We start from the raw sequence: 15,876 nt of genomic DNA, 5'->3' as shown, positions 1-15,876 counted from the left end.
GGCGAGGCGGGGGGCGGGGGTTCGGGTGTCCAGGGGAGGCATGCACAGGAGACGCGCGAGGTCCCTGTTCGTGACGCGGAGGCGCGGAATGCGTTCGGGTGGCGCAGTGATCGGTGTCAGACCGGCTCGACCGGCAGGGGCTGTGCCATCGTCGGGAGGGGGCGGAGTCCCCGACGATCCGGAACGACACCCAGGAGGGGACCGCATGGCGCACGCCGCGCTGATCATCCACAGCGCACGGAAGGTCGACGCGGCCGGGACGGTGGAGGACCACTGGCTCCGCGCGCGGGACGGCGCGATCACGGCGACCGGCACCGGCACCGGCTGGCAGGCGCAGGCGGAGGGGGCGGAGCTGCACGACGCGCGGGGCCTCACCGCTGTCCCGGGCTTCCTCGACCTCCACGTGCACGGAGGGGGCGGTCACGCCTTCGACGGAGGAGCGGAGGCGATCCGCGCGGGCCTCGCGCTGCACCGCTCCCGCGGCACCACGCGCTCGCTGGTCAGCCTGGTGTCGGCACCGCTGGAGCAGCTGGAGGCCTCTCTGGACGCGGTCTCGGCTCTCGCGGCCGCCGACCCGCTCGTGCTCGGCGCGCACCTGGAGGGCCCGTTCCTCGCGCCCTCGCGCAGGGGAGCGCACGACCCCGCGGCTCTCGTGCACCCCTCCTCCGGCGCGGTCAGCCGGCTGCTGGACGCCGCCCGCGGACGCCTCGCGCAGATCACGCTCGCGCCCGAACTGCCGGGAGCCCTCGCCGCGGTGGAGCGGCTCGCCGGCGCCGGCACGGTGGTCGCGGTGGGCCACACCGAGGCGGACGCCGACCAGGCGCGGGCCGCGTTCGACCGCGGAGCCCGGCTGGTCACGCACGCGTTCAACGCCATGCGCGGGATCGGCCACCGCTCCCCGGGCCCGATCCCGGTGGCCCTGGGGGACGAGCGGGTCGCGCTCGAGCTGATCCTCGACGGCCGGCACGTGGACGTCGAGGTGGTGCGGCTCGCGTTCGCGGCGGCTCCCGGGCGGATCGCGCTCGTCACCGACGCGATGGCGGCGGCCGGGGCGGGTGACGGAGTGCACCGCCTCGGCCCGCTCGACGTCGAGGTGCTCGGCGGAGTCGCCCGGCTCGCGGGCACCGCTGTGCTCGCCGGATCCACGCTCACGCAGGAGGAGGCCCTGCGGCGGGCCGTCGGGCCCGGCCGGCTCGGGCTGCAGGCGTCCGTCGCCGCCCTCACCGCCGTTCCCGCCCGCGTGCTCGGCCGTGGCGACCTCGGCCTGCTGGCGCCCGGGTATCGCGCCGACGTCGTCCTGCTCGACGCGTCGCTCCGCGTGCAGCGGGTCTGGGCCGAGGGGCGCCCGTTCCCCGACTCCGCGGACGGCGCGTCGCGACCCCGGGTCAGGGCGTCGGCGTCACGGTCCAGGTCCCCTCGGTCTGGACGGCCATGACGCCGGGCAGGTCGGCCTCGAACACCTCGGAGAAGGCGACGGAGTCGCCGAACAGCTGCGGCTGATCGGAGGTCGTGAACACGCGGCCGGAGAACGAGTCGTCCGGACCCGCGGGCGTGTAGTCGACCGTCACGCGCGGGACGTCGTCGGAGAAGAACAGGACGGCCGGGCCGGTGCCGGACTGCGCACCGCTCACCGTCGCGAGGTCGTTCCAGCTCTGCAGGCCGAGCGTCCACGGCCCGTCGGCTCGGACGATCACCTGCTGCTCGACGGGCTCGTCGCGGAAGATCCCGGTCAGGAACGACCCCGTCATCGGGGCGGCGGCCTCGCCGAAGGGCGTCATCCGGCCCGCGGCGGTGACGATCGCCGTGCCGGTGCAGGCCGAGCAGTCCAGGCTCAGGACGACCGCGAACTCGCCCTGCCGCTGGAACGACACGTCGGCCGGGCCGGTGCCCGAGACGGTGGCGGGGACTCCCTCGCCGACCGGCCCGGCGTCGACGACGGTTCCGACCGGCTCGGCGGTCGCCGGAGCGGAGGGGGTCGGGCTCGGAGTGATCAGGTCGGTGATGGCGGGTCTCGGCGTCCGCGAGGCGGGCGCGGACGCCGTGGCGCCCGCCTCGGCCCCGCCGCCGGCGGTGCACCCGCCCAGCAGCAGGAGCCCCGCCGCTGCCGTCGTCGCCACTGCCGCTGTCGTCCCCCGAGCCCTCATGCGTCCAGACTGCCAGGGCTGGTCCGGATCGTCGTCCCCGGAGGGAGTCAGAGGAGCAGGGCGCCGAGGCCCGCGGCGGCGAGGACGACGATCCACGGGGGCACGGTCCAGCGCGTCAGCGCCACGAAGGCGCCGATCGCGAGCGTCAGAGCGCCGGTCGAGCCGATGCCCTCGGTCAGCACCGGGTCGTAGAGGGCGGCGCCGAGCAGTCCCACCACGCCGGCGTTCACGCCGGCCAGCGCCCGCTGCGCGACCGGCAGGTGCCGCAGCCGCTGCCAGAACGGGAGCACGCCGACCACGAGCAGAGCGCCCGGCAGGAAGATCGCGACCAGCGCGATCGCCGCCCCCGCGACACCGTCCGGCGTCCCCGCGCCCACCGCGCCGAGGAACGCGGAGAAGGTGAAGAGCGGGCCGGGCACCGCCTGCGCCGCCCCGTATCCGGCCAGGAACTCGCTCTGCCCGACCGTGCCGGCGCCGACCGTCTGCGCCTCCAGCAGAGGCAGCACGACGTGGCCGCCCCCGAACACCAGAGCGCCCGACCGGTAGAAGACGGAGGCGAGACCCGCCGCTCCCTCGCCGGTGAGCGCGGCGAGCAGGGGGAGGCCGACCAGGAGGAGCCCCCAGAGGGCGAGGGCCGAGACCGCGAGCGCCGTCGGGATCCGGACCGCGAACCCCGGGCCGTCGTCCGGAGCCCCCTCCTCGCGGCGGAGCCAGAGAACGCCGGCCAGGCCCGCAGCCGCGATCACCGCCACCTGCAGCGCGGGCTCCGGGGCGAGGAGGACGGCGACAGCCGCTGCGCCGGCGATCGTCGCGCGGCGGCGGTCCGGTGCGAGCGAGCGCGCCATCCCGAGCACGGCCTGTGCGACGACCGCGGCCGCCGCCGCCTGGAGGCCCAGGAGCCAGCCGGCGGAGGCGACGTCGCCCGCACCGGCGACGAGCCCGGCGACGATGACCAGGGCGATCGCCGAGGGGAGCGTGAATCCGCACCACGCGGCGACCAGTCCGGCGAGTCCCGCGCGCTGCAGGCCGACCGCCATCCCGACCTGGCTGGACGCGGGTCCCGGGAGGAACTGGCACAGCGCGACGAGGTCGGCGTACGCGCGATCGGTCAGCCAGCCGCGGCGGACCACGAACTCCTCGCGGAAGTAGCCGAGGTGCGCGATCGGCCCGCCGAACGAGGTCAGCCCGAGGCGGAGGAACACGAGGAGCACGGGGAGGGCGCCGCCCCGCTGCAGCCGACCCGTCTCCGACACGGGGGCATCCTGCCAGACGGCGGTGTCCAGTACGCGTCGTGTCACCGGAAAAGGGACGATAAGCGGCCGGATAAGCGATTCCTTCTTCTCCGGTTGATGAAACGGTGGGTAGAAATACTGAACCCCTTCTCATCCCCTCTGTTAGCCTGATCCGGCTTCCCTTTCCTTCTTGAGGAGAAGGCGATCCGCATCAGTAGCGCGAGCGCTGCCGCTCGTTCACTGAACGCCTTCCCCTCCTCTTTCGATCGGTGTACCCGGAACGGTGACGATCGGAAAGGCTCTCTCTTCCGTGACTCCTCAGGACACTGCCGTCGGCGACTCCGCCGACTCCTCCCGCACCGGCTCCCGATCGGGCGTCAAGGCCCTCTCCGCTCTCTCCCGCCGCACGATCCTCGCCGGATCCGTCGCCGGCGCGGGCGCGATCGCCTTCGCGACGCCGGCCCTCGCGGCCGGCGACCTCACCGCGGTGCCCCGACTGCCCGGCGAGGTCTCGCGCCTGTCCACCGCCACGTCGAAGACGGGCGGGAAGCGCTACGAGATCATCGACGTCGTCGTCGCGGGGGACCGGGCGCGCCTGTTCGTGCCGCACGCGACGCCTCCGTCGCAGACCAGGGGCGCATCGATGCTCTGGTACTACCACGCCCGCAACGGCACCCACACGGCGCTCTCGAGCGCCTTCGCGTACTCGGCCGACCTCGCCGTGGACCGCGGCATCGTCAGCATCTGCCCGACCTACGGCGGCAGCATCTGGTCGAGCCCGCGGGCGATCGAGATCCAGGCCGCTGTCGTCGCCTGGGCCTCGTCGGTATGGCGGATCGACGCGAGCCTCCTGCGCTCCGACTCCGGGGGCGGGCCGCTTCTGACCTGGGCCTACGGGAAGCGGATGGTGCCGAACATCCGGGGCGCGTACCTCTGCAACAGCTCCTACGACATGGAGGAGCGGGCGGCGAGCGAACCGGACCGGATCGGCCCGGAGTACGCCGACGCCGCGGCCATCGCCGCCACCAACCCGGCGCGGCTGCCCGCGTCGGTGTGGCGCGGTGCGCGGCTGAGGATCACCGGATCGCCCGACGACAAGGTCGTGCCGTTCGCCCTGCACGGCGCCGCCCTCCACGCCGCGGCCCTGCCCCTGGCGAAGGAGGCGACGGTCCGCACCCACCCGGGGGAGGGCACCGACGGGCACAAGGTCCCGAGCTTCACCAACAAGGAGATGCTCGACACCTTCCAGCGCTGGATCGCCGAGGGCCCCGTGCCGCAGACGGAGCCCGAGCCCGAGACGCCGCCCGTGTCCACGCTGCCCGGCGCGGGCACCTACGAGAACGGCGCCGCGCAGATCTTCACCACCGGCACCTGGACGACGCTGAAGGCCACCGCGGACAGCGGCGGGAGCATCGCCTACTCGACCAGCTCCGGCGCCTCCGCGACGCTCGCCTTCACCGGCACGAGCATCGCCTGGATCAGCCGACTCACGTCGTCCTCCGGGATCAACGACGTCGAGCTCGACGGTGTGAAGGTCGCCTCCGTCGACCGCTACAGCGCGTCCACCCGCTCGAAGCAGACGGTGTGGAGCAGCGGACAGCTCGCTGCCGGGCCGCACACGCTGACGATCCGCCGGGGGAGCGGCCGCAATCCGGCCTCGACCGGGACCAACCTGCTGCTCGACTCCTTCGTGGTCGGCGACGCGACGCCTCCGCCGGCGACGACGCTGCCCGGAGCGGGCACCTACGAGAACGGCGCCGCCCCGATCGTCACGACCGGCACCTGGTCGACGCTGAAGGCGAGCACGGACAGCGGCGGCAGCATCGCCTACTCGACCACCGCGGGCGCCTCCGCCACCCTCGCCTTCACCGGTACCAGTGTGAGCTGGATCAGCCGCCTCACCGGCTCGTCCGGCATCAACGACGTCGAGCTCGACGGAGTCAAGGTCGCGTCCGTCGACCGATACAGCGCCGCGACGCGGTCGAAGCAGACGGTCTGGAGCAGCGGACAGCTCGCGGCCGGGCCGCACACGGTGACCATCCGCCGCGGAAGCGGCCGCAATCCCTCCTCGAGCGGCACCAACCTGATCCTCGACGCGTTCGTGGTCGGCGACGCCGCTCCGGTCCCCACGGTCACCGTGCCCACGCCGATCGCGGAGTGGTCCTTCGCCGAGAGCGCCGCCCCCTTCGCCTCGGCCGTCGCGGGCGCTCCGGCGCTCCGGCAGGGTGCGGGCTCCTCCGCCCGCGCCGTAGCCACGCCGTTCGGCACCGGAGTCGCCCTCAACGGGACGACGGACCACCTGGTCGTCCCCAAGGGCGAGGTCGGCCCGCTCAACCTGGGCGCCTCGACCGGCCAGGTGACGATCGCGGTGTGGGTGCTCAACTCCGACGCGGACGGCGCCTGCATCGCGGGCGTCTGGGAGGAGTCGACGGTCGGGCCGCTGCGCTCCTACGCGCTGTTCAACAACCTCCCCGAGTACGGCGGCTGGGAGCGCGTGTGCATGCACGTCTCGAAGCTCGGCGGGCCGACCCCCGGCTACCCGTACTCGCGCGACTACTCGGTGGAGCCCCGCCGGATCACGCGCGGCGTGTGGCAGCTGCACGTCGGGACGTATGACGGCGCAGTCGCGGTCTCGTACCTCGACGGCGCCGCCACCGCGTACCCGGAGTACACCGACAAGCTCGGCGCGACCTACGCCAAGAACCCCTACGTCTACCCCGACGGCCTCAACGCGGCTCCGGGCGACTTCGTGGTCGGAGCGGTCGGCCGGGACGGCACGATGATCAACCGCTTCGCCGGCTCCCTCGCCCGACTGCGGGTGTGGGACCGGGCGCTGACCGCGGAGCAGGTGAAGCAGCTCTACTCGGCCGAGAAGGGCGCTCTCGGGTGACGACCCGAGGGCGGTGACACGAGTCCGAGAAGCGGATGATCCGCTTCTCGGACAAGGCCGTTCGGGCGATAGCGAGCGTCCCTCTTTCGAGGGTGGTGTTATCGGCTGAATACAGATCGGCGGGCGGCCGCTTCACGGCTGCTCCGCCGTTCTCCGCCGCCTGTATCCGCTGCGCGGAATTCCGTACTCAGGCGGACGTGCGCTCCCGGAGGGCCGTACGGCGGGGGATCATCGCCCGGCGGCCGCGCAGCCCTGTCCCGGATCTCGGAGTGCGGCCCCGCGCCAGATGCGCACCGGCGCGACCACCTCCCAGCCGAGGGTGAGGTAGAGGGCGCGGCCGTCCGTGCTGGCGACGAGGAGACCGCTCCGTGCACCCTCGGACCGGGCCCAGGCGGTGAGGGCGTCGACGACCCGCCGTCCCAGCCCGCGTCGGCGGAACCGCGCATCGGTCTCGATCCGGTCCAGGACCGCGACCGTCCCGTGCACGGCGGCGGTGCCCTGAGCGGCGACGACTCCGTCGACCAGCAGCCGGACGCTCGCCACTCCGTCGGCGGCCTCGAGCACGGCTCCCTCGAGCAGGGCACCCTCGGCGGTGCGGCCCGGGCCGAGGAGCGCCGCCATCAGGCTCTCGTCGCCCGCGACGAGCTCCAGTCCGGCGGCGGGCGCGAGGCAGGCGTCGTCGCCCCGGCCGATGACCGTCAGCCACTCCTGGGGCCCGGCCATCCGCTCGGCGCCCGCCTGCAGCGCGGAGGGCGACGGATCGACCAGGATCCGCTCCCGCGTGCGCGACTCCGCTCCGACCTCGACCAGCCAGGCCCCGTCCTCGCGGACGCGCTGCACGCCGCGTGCACGGCACCAGCCCTCGATCCAGTCGTCCACCCGCTCCGTCGTCGTGATCACGCCCCGAGAGCAGCCGCGACCGGACGGGCGCGATCGTGGGAAGCGGGCTCTCCCGGCGGTGGCCGTCGATCCCCAGCAGGACCGCCCTCGCCCGGATCGCACCCCGCACACCGCGATCCGCCGGGTCCTCCCGTTGTCAACCTCAGTGCCACGGGGCCGTCCCCGGCCCTACCGTCGGCGCGAGACATCCGCTGCACCGCCGGGACCCTGACGGCCGTGCCGAGAGTGAGGGGCCGATCCGATGCCCAGGCAGGACGGCGACCCGCGGAGCACCACCCGAGTGCTGCGCGAGCTGGTCTCCGCGTTCGAGGATCCGGGGGCCGTGCACCCGGCGCTCGCCCGGCAGGTGCGGAGCGCCGCCCGCGAGCTGCTCGGCGCGTCGGAGCGGGAACCGCTGCGCCTGCGCGTGCGGATGCCGACCCTGATGGTCCCGCGCTCGGTCGTGGACGAGGTGCCCGATCCGCCCCCGGTGCCGCCCGCCGCGCTCTGACCCGACGGCGCTCGTACACTCGGACGATGCGACACGGCATCGTCATCCTCCCGCAGGACCCGTGGGCCGAGGCCCGCCGGAAGTGGCAGTCGGCCGAGGGCCTGGGCTTCGACCACGCGTGGACCTACGACCACCTCTCCTGGCGCTCCCTCGCCGACCAGCCGTGGCACGCGACCGTCCCCACCCTCACCGCTGCCGCGATGGTGACCGAGACGCTCCGCCTGGGCACGTTCGTGGCCTCCCCGAACTTCCGCCACCCGGTGCCGTTCGCGAAGGAGATCGCGACGCTGGACGAGATCTCGGGCGGTCGGACGATCCTCGGGGTCGGCTCGGGCGGCACGGGCTTCGACGCGCGCGTGCTCGGGCAGCCCGACTACTCACCCCGGCAGCGGCACGAGCGCTTCACCGAGTTCGTCACGGCCCTCGACGCGCTGCTGCGCTTCGAGGAGCCCGGCTCGAGCGGCGTGGACCTCGAGGGGGAGTGGTTCACCGCCCGCTCGGCGCGGATGGTGGGCGAGCCGGTGCAGCGCCCCCGCGTCCCGTTCGTCCTCGCCGCGAACGGGCCGAAGGGCCTCGCGCTCGTCGCCGAGCGCGGGCAGGGCTGGGTCACCACCGGCCCGGAGGGAGTGTCGAGCGAGGAGTGGTGGCGGGCGGTCGCGTCCCTCTCCCGGCGGCTCGACGCGGCGCTCGACGCGGCCGGGCGCGACCCGCGCACCGTCGAGCGCCACCTCTCGCTCGACTCCGGGGGCGACTACTCCCTCGAGAGCGTCGCCCGATTCGAGGACATGGCCGGCCGGGCGGAGGAGCTCGGCTTCACGGACGTGATCGCGCACTGGCCGCGGCGCGACGGCGTCTACGCGGGCGACGACGAGGTCCTCTACGAGGTCGCCTCGCGATTCTGACCGGGCCTCGGGGGCTCCGGAGCGGTCCTCAGACCGCGCGGGCGCTCCCGCGGTCGACGAGACGCGCGGGCAGGAGGCGGATCGACGGCTCCTCGCCGCGGGACGGCTGCTCGATCCGCTCGACGAGCGTGTCGACCAGGTGCGCGCCGAGCTCGGCGGCACCCGTCTCGACGTAGCTGTAGGGGAGCGAGAAGTCGCGGGCGAACTCGGCCGAGTACAGGCTCACGACGGACAGCTGCCCGGGCACGGCGACAACGCGTCGGCCCAGGATCGCGGGAAGCATCGCGATGGTCCGGTCGCTGTGGACGACCAGCGCGGTGACACCGGGGTTGTCGTCGAGGAACGCCGTGACCATCGGCTCGACGGCGTCGGCGGCGGTGGCGGCCGGGCGCAGCACCAGCTCGATCCCGAGCCGACCGGCGGTCTCGAGAGCCGACTCGCGGAACCGGAGCCCGTAGGTCCCTCCGCGGTCGAAGACGCGCTCAGGAGGGGTGACGAGACCGATGCTCCGATGCCCGAGGGCGCCCAGGTGCTCGATCAGCAGGCGGGCCGCGTCGCCGAAGTCGAGGTCGAAGACGTCCACCCCGGAGGCGTCCGCGGGCACGCCGAGGGCGGCACCGGGCCGCCGCGAGGCGCGCAGGACGGGCAGCCGGTCGTCGTCGTCCGCGACGCTCAGGAGGATCAGTCCGTCGACCTGGCCGGAGCGCGTGAGCCGGCGGACGGCAGCCGCCCCGTCGGCCTCGGTGGCCAGCAGCACGTCGTAGCCGAGCTCGCGGGCGCGGGCCGTGATGGGGAGGACGTACTCGACCATCGCGGGCGCGAACTCGTCCGGGTCGAAGTGGACGAGCAGGCCCAGCGCCATGGTGCGGCGCGTCGCGAGCGCCCGTGCTCCGGCGTTGACCGTGAAGTCGAGCTCGGCGATCGCGTCCTCGATGCGCTTGCGCGTCTCGGGGGAGATGCTGCGCTTGCCGGAGAGGACGTACGACACCGTGCTGCGAGAGACCCCTGCCGCTTTCGCGACGTCTCCGATCGTGGCCATCTCCACCCCCGCTCGAACCGTGTCGAGAGTGGCAGTGCGGCGCGGCGCACGCAACTCGGGCGCCGCGTCCCCGGAGCGAGGACCGGACGCTGCGGCTCCGGCGCTCTGCTCGTCCACGGCGCGCTCGTCCCCGTCGGGGAACCTCCGGTCCCGACGACACGCCGACGCGGCCGGGCGCACGAGGTGCCCGGCCGCGTCAGGGCGTTCTGGACGGATCAGCCGCAGCGGGCCGCACCGTAGGCCGGTGCCGTGGATCCGCTCGCCGCAGCGCCGTCGACCGTCCCCGCGATCCGCACGTCGAGAGCGCCGGCTCCGACACTCGCAGCGCGGGTGCTGAAGGCGGCTGAGACCGTCTTGCCGGGAGCGACCCCGGTGAAGGTCTTCGTGCCCCAGGCCGAGCCGATCGTGATGTCAGCGGCGACCGCGCTTGTGTTGGTCGCCGTCCCCGTGATCGTGACCTTCCCCGCGGTGCAGCGCGAGGCCGCCGTGCCGCTCACCGTCAGGCCCGTGGTCCGCCCGACGAAGGGCGTGACCGAGATCCTGTCGATGTTGGGCGCGTACTGCGAGGTGAGCAGGACGCCGGGGAAGGTGTCGGAGAGGTAGGTCGTCCCGTCGAAGCCCGGGAGCTCCTTCGAGGTGATCGCGATGGTGTTCGAGCCCTTCCTGAGCGTGACCGGCACGCTCAGGTCCCACAGCTGGTTCTGGTGGAACGTGTGCGGGAAGAGCACGCGCTGCGTCACTCCGTTGACCGTGATGTCCGCGTGGCGGGCGAGCGGGTCGGGGTTGTAGTGCGTCGCGGGGGACTGCTCCTCGTTGGAGTAGCGCAGCGTGAGCGCGTACGTCCCGTCCTGCTCAGCCTTCACGTCGCCGAAGGTGAGGGTCGAGTCGCCGTCGCGTCCGCCCCCGATGTTCCCGACGGCCTTGCCGCCCGACGCGAAGGACAGGTCGCGGACCGTGGCGGGGCCGGTGATCGTGGCCGCCTCCGCCTCGTAGCTCGTCGTCGCGGGCGGGTTCGCGCTCGCTCCGATGACGATCCGATCGACGAGGAGCGTGCCGCTCGTGCCGACGACCTCGATCTTGTTCACGCCGCCCGAGAGGAAGACCTGACGGGTCGAGCTCGCGCCCACCGGCCCGACCTTCACATCGTTCACGTAGAGGTCGCCGGTGCCGCCGCCCAGGGTGTCCACGGTCACGGAGGACGGCGCGTCCTTCGCGGAGTAGCCCCAGACGGTGGTGGAGGCGCCGCTGGTGAGCGTCGCCGTGCCCGAGCCGGAGACGCCGGCGCGGGAGTAGTCGGCCGTCGCTCCGTTGTCGAGCGTGCCGGTCTCGGCCTCGTGGATCGAGGTCGCGGCGGCCGCGCTGGGGAGGGAGAGCTCGATCTTGTCGACGATCGCGTCGCCCACGGTCGACTTCGTGCCGGCGAGGTTCTTCGCGGCGAGCGAGATCGTGTGGGTGCCGGCGGTCAGCTTCACCTTGGTGTCCGCGTGGTCCCAGACCACGAACTTGTAGGCCAGCGGAAGGAGGATCTCCTGCTCCGCAGCGCCGTCGACGCTCAGGAACGCGTTGATCGGACCCTGCTGGGCGTTGGCGGCGTAGGTGTTGAGGGAGTTGGCGAAGACGCTGAGGTCGTACTCGCCGTCCTTCGGGACGGTGACCGCGAAGTCGAGCTTCAGGTCGCCGCCGGTGCGGATCCCGCCGACGTTGCGTCCGCCCGAGGTGTAGAAGCCACCGACGTTGGTCGGCGAGCCCTCGGGTCCGTTGAGGTTCCGCGATCCGGTGTAGCGGGCGTCCTCGGCCTCGTACTTCTGGCGGAAGTCGACGGGCGAGGCGGACGGCGACGACGCGTTGGCGCCCGGGGTCAGGACGACCTCGTAGGCGGAGTCGACGTCGAGCGCGGGGAGGGATCCGCCGAAGTCGAGCGAGAGGGCGCCGTCCACGACGGACGCGTCGAACTCCTTCACCGTCTGCGGGGCTCCCGAGTCGCCGACCTGGCCGGTCCAGCGGATCTCGCTGACCTCCACGTGGACCTTCGAGCCGAAGGTGGCGGCCGGGATGCGCTCGAACGCGACCTTCTGCGAGCCGCCGACGCCACCGAAGAGGGCTCTCGCCTGCTTGGCCGCGGTGTCGAGGGTCGCGACGCCCTGGAGGGTGTAGCTCTGGCCGGGCTTGGGCGGCGTGACCGCGACGGTGTCGCCGGTCATCGAGGCGTAGGCGTTGAGGAGCCACCACTGGCCGTTGGCGCGGTTGGCCTGCACCGCGGAGTCGGAGAGGTTGCCGTCGATGTTCCAGTAGGCGATGTCGCCGTCGACCTTCTTGTCCTCGAGCGCGCTGATCCACTGGACCATCTGGCCGGGCACGGAGGTGTGGTAGTTGAAGGCGTACTCGTTGAGGTTCACCGGCAGGTGCTTCCCGGCGTAGGACGTGCCCGCGTACAGCTCGTCCTCCCAGGCCCGGAAGCGGTCGACGTTGGTGCGGATCTCACCCGGGGCGCTCAGCTCGTGCCAGGTCATCACGTCGGGGACGGTGTCCTGCTCGAGCGTGTGGGTCATGAACCCGCGGACCTGGTCGTAGAGGACGCTGGTGTTCGGTCCGGCGATGCGGGCGTCGGGCATCCTGTCGCGGATCAGCGCGTAGGTGCTGTCCCAGGCCGCGAAGAACGCGGTCGGGTCCTCCAGCCAGCTCTTCCCGTCGTAGCTCCACTTCCCGTTGCCGAACATGTTGCCCTCGGGCTCGTTGAACGGCACGAACACGATGTTGTCCTGGTACTCCTCGGGGAGCGCGAGCACCTGGTCGACCTGCGTGGCGATCTTCGCCTGGTAGTCGGCCAGCTTCTCCTGGGGAGTACTGCCCGGCCACTCGTAGGGGAAGCCGCGGTAGATGTCCGTCATGTAGATGTAGGTGTCGCCGTCCGAGGTGTCGGCGACGGCCTTCGCGACGCTCAACGCGTCCGCGCCCGGATGCTGCGGCCCGTCCTGCGCCTTGGTCGAGACCGTGCGCAGGTCGATCCCCTCGAGGAGGTTGTCGGAGGGGAGGCCCTCGCCGTAGACCCCGTAGAGGGTGCCGGACGCGCCGCCCATGAACTCCCCGGTGCTCGTGCCGAGGTCGATGGTCATCTCGTCGAGTGCGCGCACCGTGACGGTCGCCGTGACCGCGGTGCCGAGGCCGGTGACGGTGCCCTTCACGGTGAAGGTGCCGCGCTTCCCGTACGCGGAGGCGGGGACGCTCTCCCAGGTGACCGGGGCGTCACGGTTCACGCCGTCGGAGTAGGTGGCGGGGACCCCCGGCAGGGCCGGCGCGACGCCGATGCCGGTGGTGACCGCGACGCTCGTCGAGAGAACGCCGGTGACGGCCGGCGCGGCGTCGCCCGCCAGACCCCGGACCTGAGCGGCGGTCAGAGCCCGGTTGTAGACGCGGAAGTCGTCGATCGCTCCGTCGAAGTAGGGGTGCACGTTCCAGAGCGCCCGGCCGATGTTGCCGCTCTTGGAGGCGGAGGCGGAGTAGAGCTGCTTCGCGAGGTCGACGGAGGCGGGAGCCGTCGCGACCTGCAGACCGTTGAGGTACAGGGTCACGGTCGTGCCGTCCATCGTCGCGGTGACGTTGACCCACTGGTCCTTCTGCAGCGGCGAGGAGCTGGAGACTCCGGTCTCGCCGCCGTCCTTCAGCTGCTTGATGATCGCGCGGGCGCTGCCGCCGTCGAACGACGGAGCGAAGGCCGACGCGGCGTCGGGGCTGATGCCCAGGCACCACAGCCACTGGAAGCCTCCGGTGCCGGACCACTTCGTCCAGGCGGAGACGGTGGTCTGCGTCACGCCCTGGAAGAGCCCGTTCGGCACGGTCAGGTACGGCGCGGAGGTCGAGTCCGCCGCGCCCCCGGGAAGGTCGATCGCGGTCGTACCGGCCTTCCGACCCGCGACGTACGTCGCTCTCGCGCTGTTGACGACGGTGCCGTCGAGCTTCTTCGACGAGAGGTCGGCGACCGTGGATCCGGACACCTGCCCCTGCTCGAAGTCGTACTGGAGGATGAGCGCGTCGGCGGGGACGGAGGTGTCGGCCGCGGAGGCGGACTCGGCGCTCGGGAGAGCGACGGCGAGGGCGGCGAGTGTCGCGGCACTCAGCGCGAGGGCGAGGGAGCGGGTGCCGCGCCTCGGGGAGGACATCGTTGTCACGCTGGTCACTTTCTGTGGGGACAGCCGGCCGGACGACGGCGGGCGTCGGTCCGGGGTCGGAGCAACAGTGCTTCGAACCGGTTCGACAAAACTAGGTTCCGCGCCTGCGACACGCAAGAGGACCTGAGAAGTTCCTCGTCCGGCTCGCAGGTGACGGCAGTCGCTCCGGGCTCTCGCCGGGACCCGTCAGCCCGCCGGAGCGGCCATCGCCGCGACGCTCGACGGTGAGCGGACGGGTCCGAGGGGGCGCGCGTCGCCGGGGGAGAGCTGCTGATCGGGACGCTCGCCGGATGCACGGCGGGTCACTCCGCTCCCGTCGACGACCAGATCCTCGTCGCCGCCGAGAACAGCGACCCTCACGCAGGAGGACGTCCTGGACGCGGTCGAGGGGAGCCGCCCGGACTGGCTGAGCCCGGACGGCGTCCTTCCGCGGTGACCCGCGGGACCGCGGCGGCCTGTGCCGCGTGCGGGAGGATGAGGGCATGACGCTCCCTCGGCCGACGCTCCTCTCCCCGCCGCTCCAGGACCGGCTGGCCCGGTGGTTCGACGAGGAGGCGCCGCCGGCCCCCTCGCTGAGCTGGGCCCTGTTCGACCGCAGCGGGCTGCTCGTCCACCACGGCCGCGGCGAGCACCGCCTCGACGGCGCCGCTCCCGGGCCCGGGACCGTGCACCGCATCGCCTCCATGTCGAAGAGCTTCGAGGCGGCGGCGGTGCTGATCCTGCGCGACCGCGGGCTGCTCCGCCTCGACGACCGCGTCGCCGACCACGTGCCGGAGTTCACCGACCCGCTCGACTCCGCGGGCCGGCCGCTGCCCGTGACGGTCAGGATGCTCCTCAGCAACTGCTCGGGGCTCCCGGAGGACAACGGCTGGGCCGACGACGTCATGGCTCTGACGCGGGAGGAGTTCCTCGAGGTCGTCCGCCGCGGGCTGACCTTCACGGAGCGGCCGGGTGAGGTCTACCAGTACTCCAACATCGGCTTCTGGCTGCTCGGCGTGCTCGTCGAGAACGTGACCGGGGAGGACTTCCCGTCCTTCGCGACGCGGACGATCCTCGAGCCGCTCGGCCTCCACGACACCCGCTACGACAGCGGCGACTACCCTGACGGCACCGACCTCGCGGCCGGCTTCAGCACCTTCGACGACGGAGCGACCTGGGTGCCCCGCCCAGTCACCGACACCGGAGCGGGCGCCTGCGCCGCGAGCATGTTCAGCACGGTCGGCGACATCGCCCGCTGGAGCGGCTGGCTCTCCTCCGCGTTCGAGGGCGAGGACGGCGCGGACGACGACCCGGTGCTGAGCCGCGCGTCCCGCCGCGAGATGCAGCGCGGCTGGACGCCGGTCCCCGCGCTGAGCCCTCGCGCCGTCGAGAGCACGCTCGACGGCTCCGCCTACGGGTTCGGCCTCGTCGTCGAGCACGACGTCCGCTTCGGCGGGATCGCCCACCACTCCGGCGGCCTGCCGGGCTGGTCGTCGAACATGCGGTGGCATCTGGAGTCGGGCCTGGGGGCCGTGGTCTTCGCGACCGCGAACGGGGCGAAGCTCGCCGCCGCCGCGACGGGACTCCTCCGCGCCGCCCTCGAGGACACCGCTCCTCCGGCGCGGACCATCACCCTCCTCCCGTCGACGCTCGCCGCGGCCGCCGCCGTCGAGGCCGCGATCGTCGCGGGAGACCTCACCCGGGCGGAGGAGCCGGGCAGCGGCGCCCTGTTCAGCCCCAACCTGCTGAGCGATGTGCCGGCCGACGTGCGCGCCCGCCGCCTCGCCGCGGCGATCGCGGAGATCGGCGGGCTCGCCGAGGACCCGACCGCGAGGCCGCTGGTGGAGCGGCTGCTCTGGAGCGCCTCCGCGGCGCAGGCGGCCTTCCTCCTGCCGGGCCGCGACGGAGAGCTCGAGTGCCGGCTCGAGACCACGCCGACCGTCCCGGCCCTGATCCAGCGCCTCGAGATCGTCGTGCGCGAGGCTCCGACGGCTGCCCTCCCGGTCGTGCGCTTCTACCGCCCTCGGGCCGGCTAGCGGTCGAAGACGAGGCGCGGACGCGGCGGACCTCGACGCTCCCGCACCGAGAACGGCGGGCGGCCCGCGAGGGACCGCCCGCCGTCACGCTCCCGCGG

Annotated in this window: 11 protein-coding genes; 5 read left to right on the top strand and 6 right to left on the bottom strand. The window is 73.2% G+C overall.

The features are described from left to right. Positions 1–205 precede the first annotated feature (205 nt). On the top strand, positions 206–1,435 hold the full coding sequence (locus C5C44_RS07980) for an N-acetylglucosamine-6-phosphate deacetylase (protein ID WP_104335651.1): 1,230 nt from the start codon (positions 206–208) through the stop codon (positions 1,433–1,435). Here C5C44_RS07980 and C5C44_RS07975 read toward each other — a convergent pair. Beyond that, complete coding sequence (locus tag C5C44_RS07975) at positions 1,386–2,117, bottom strand: hypothetical protein (protein WP_104335650.1); 732 nt, start codon at positions 2,115–2,117, stop codon at positions 1,386–1,388. The genes C5C44_RS07980 and C5C44_RS07975 overlap by 50 nt on opposite strands. Before the next feature lie 74 nt (positions 2,118–2,191). After that, positions 2,192–3,397 carry a chromate efflux transporter gene (gene chrA / locus C5C44_RS07970; protein ID WP_258066692.1) on the bottom strand — a complete coding sequence of 402 codons (1,206 nt, stop codon included), beginning with the start codon at positions 3,395–3,397 and terminating at the stop codon, positions 2,192–2,194. A 289-nt stretch (positions 3,398–3,686) separates the two neighbouring features. On the opposite strand from chrA, the gene C5C44_RS07965 reads away from it, so the two are divergent. Beyond that, positions 3,687–6,266, top strand: coding sequence for a LamG-like jellyroll fold domain-containing protein (locus tag C5C44_RS07965; RefSeq protein ID WP_104335649.1), 2,580 nt, complete (start codon positions 3,687–3,689; stop codon positions 6,264–6,266). 228 nt (positions 6,267–6,494) lie between these two features. On the opposite strand, the gene C5C44_RS07960 is transcribed toward C5C44_RS07965, so the two are convergent. Then, positions 6,495–7,166: a GNAT family N-acetyltransferase gene (locus C5C44_RS07960; protein ID WP_219827838.1), complete on the bottom strand. Its 672-nt coding sequence runs from the start codon at positions 7,164–7,166 to the stop codon at positions 6,495–6,497. A 241-nt stretch (positions 7,167–7,407) separates the two neighbouring features. On the opposite strand from C5C44_RS07960, the gene C5C44_RS07955 reads away from it, so the two are divergent. Next, positions 7,408–7,656 carry a hypothetical protein gene (locus C5C44_RS07955; RefSeq protein ID WP_146076891.1) on the top strand — a complete coding sequence of 83 codons (249 nt, stop codon included), beginning with the start codon at positions 7,408–7,410 and terminating at the stop codon, positions 7,654–7,656. Between the two features lie 26 nt (positions 7,657–7,682). Next, complete coding sequence (locus tag C5C44_RS07950) at positions 7,683–8,558, top strand: LLM class flavin-dependent oxidoreductase (protein WP_104246838.1); 876 nt, start codon at positions 7,683–7,685, stop codon at positions 8,556–8,558. A 28-nt stretch (positions 8,559–8,586) separates the two neighbouring features. Here C5C44_RS07950 and C5C44_RS07945 read toward each other — a convergent pair whose 3' ends face one another. From C5C44_RS07945 to C5C44_RS16990, 3 genes are all read right to left on the bottom strand, one after another. Further along, positions 8,587–9,597, bottom strand: coding sequence for a LacI family DNA-binding transcriptional regulator (locus tag C5C44_RS07945; protein ID WP_104222146.1), 1,011 nt, complete (start codon positions 9,595–9,597; stop codon positions 8,587–8,589). Positions 9,598–9,812: 215 nt separating this feature from the next. Next, complete coding sequence (locus tag C5C44_RS07940; RefSeq protein WP_104335648.1) at positions 9,813–13,754, bottom strand: LamG-like jellyroll fold domain-containing protein; 3,942 nt, start codon at positions 13,752–13,754, stop codon at positions 9,813–9,815. A 195-nt stretch (positions 13,755–13,949) separates the two neighbouring features. Further along, positions 13,950–14,123: a hypothetical protein gene (locus C5C44_RS16990; protein WP_181132766.1), complete on the bottom strand. Its 174-nt coding sequence runs from the start codon at positions 14,121–14,123 to the stop codon at positions 13,950–13,952. A 122-nt stretch (positions 14,124–14,245) separates the two neighbouring features. On the opposite strand from C5C44_RS16990, the gene C5C44_RS07935 reads away from it, so the two are divergent. Next, on the top strand, positions 14,246–15,778 hold the full coding sequence (locus C5C44_RS07935; RefSeq protein ID WP_104335647.1) for a serine hydrolase: 1,533 nt from the start codon (positions 14,246–14,248) through the stop codon (positions 15,776–15,778). The last annotated feature ends 98 nt before the right edge of the window (positions 15,779–15,876 follow it).

This window comes from Rathayibacter sp. AY1F6, from assembly GCF_002932035.1.
Lineage (GTDB): Bacteria > Actinomycetota > Actinomycetes > Actinomycetales > Microbacteriaceae > Rathayibacter.
This window is presented reverse-complemented; position numbering and strand designations above follow the sequence as displayed.

Coding starts and splice junctions, on each gene's coding strand:
- C5C44_RS07945 (WP_104222146.1), bottom strand. CDS start 9,597: ATGGCCACGATCGGAGACGTCGCGAAAGCGGCAGGGGTCTCTCGCAGC.
- C5C44_RS07980 (WP_104335651.1), top strand. CDS start 206: ATGGCGCACGCCGCGCTGATCATCCACAGCGCACGGAAGGTCGACGCG.
- C5C44_RS07955 (WP_146076891.1), top strand. CDS start 7,408: ATGCCCAGGCAGGACGGCGACCCGCGGAGCACCACCCGAGTGCTGCGC.
- C5C44_RS07950 (WP_104246838.1), top strand. CDS start 7,683: ATGCGACACGGCATCGTCATCCTCCCGCAGGACCCGTGGGCCGAGGCC.
- C5C44_RS07940 (WP_104335648.1), bottom strand. CDS start 13,754: ATGTCCTCCCCGAGGCGCGGCACCCGCTCCCTCGCCCTCGCGCTGAGT.
- C5C44_RS07935 (WP_104335647.1), top strand. CDS start 14,246: ATGACGCTCCCTCGGCCGACGCTCCTCTCCCCGCCGCTCCAGGACCGG.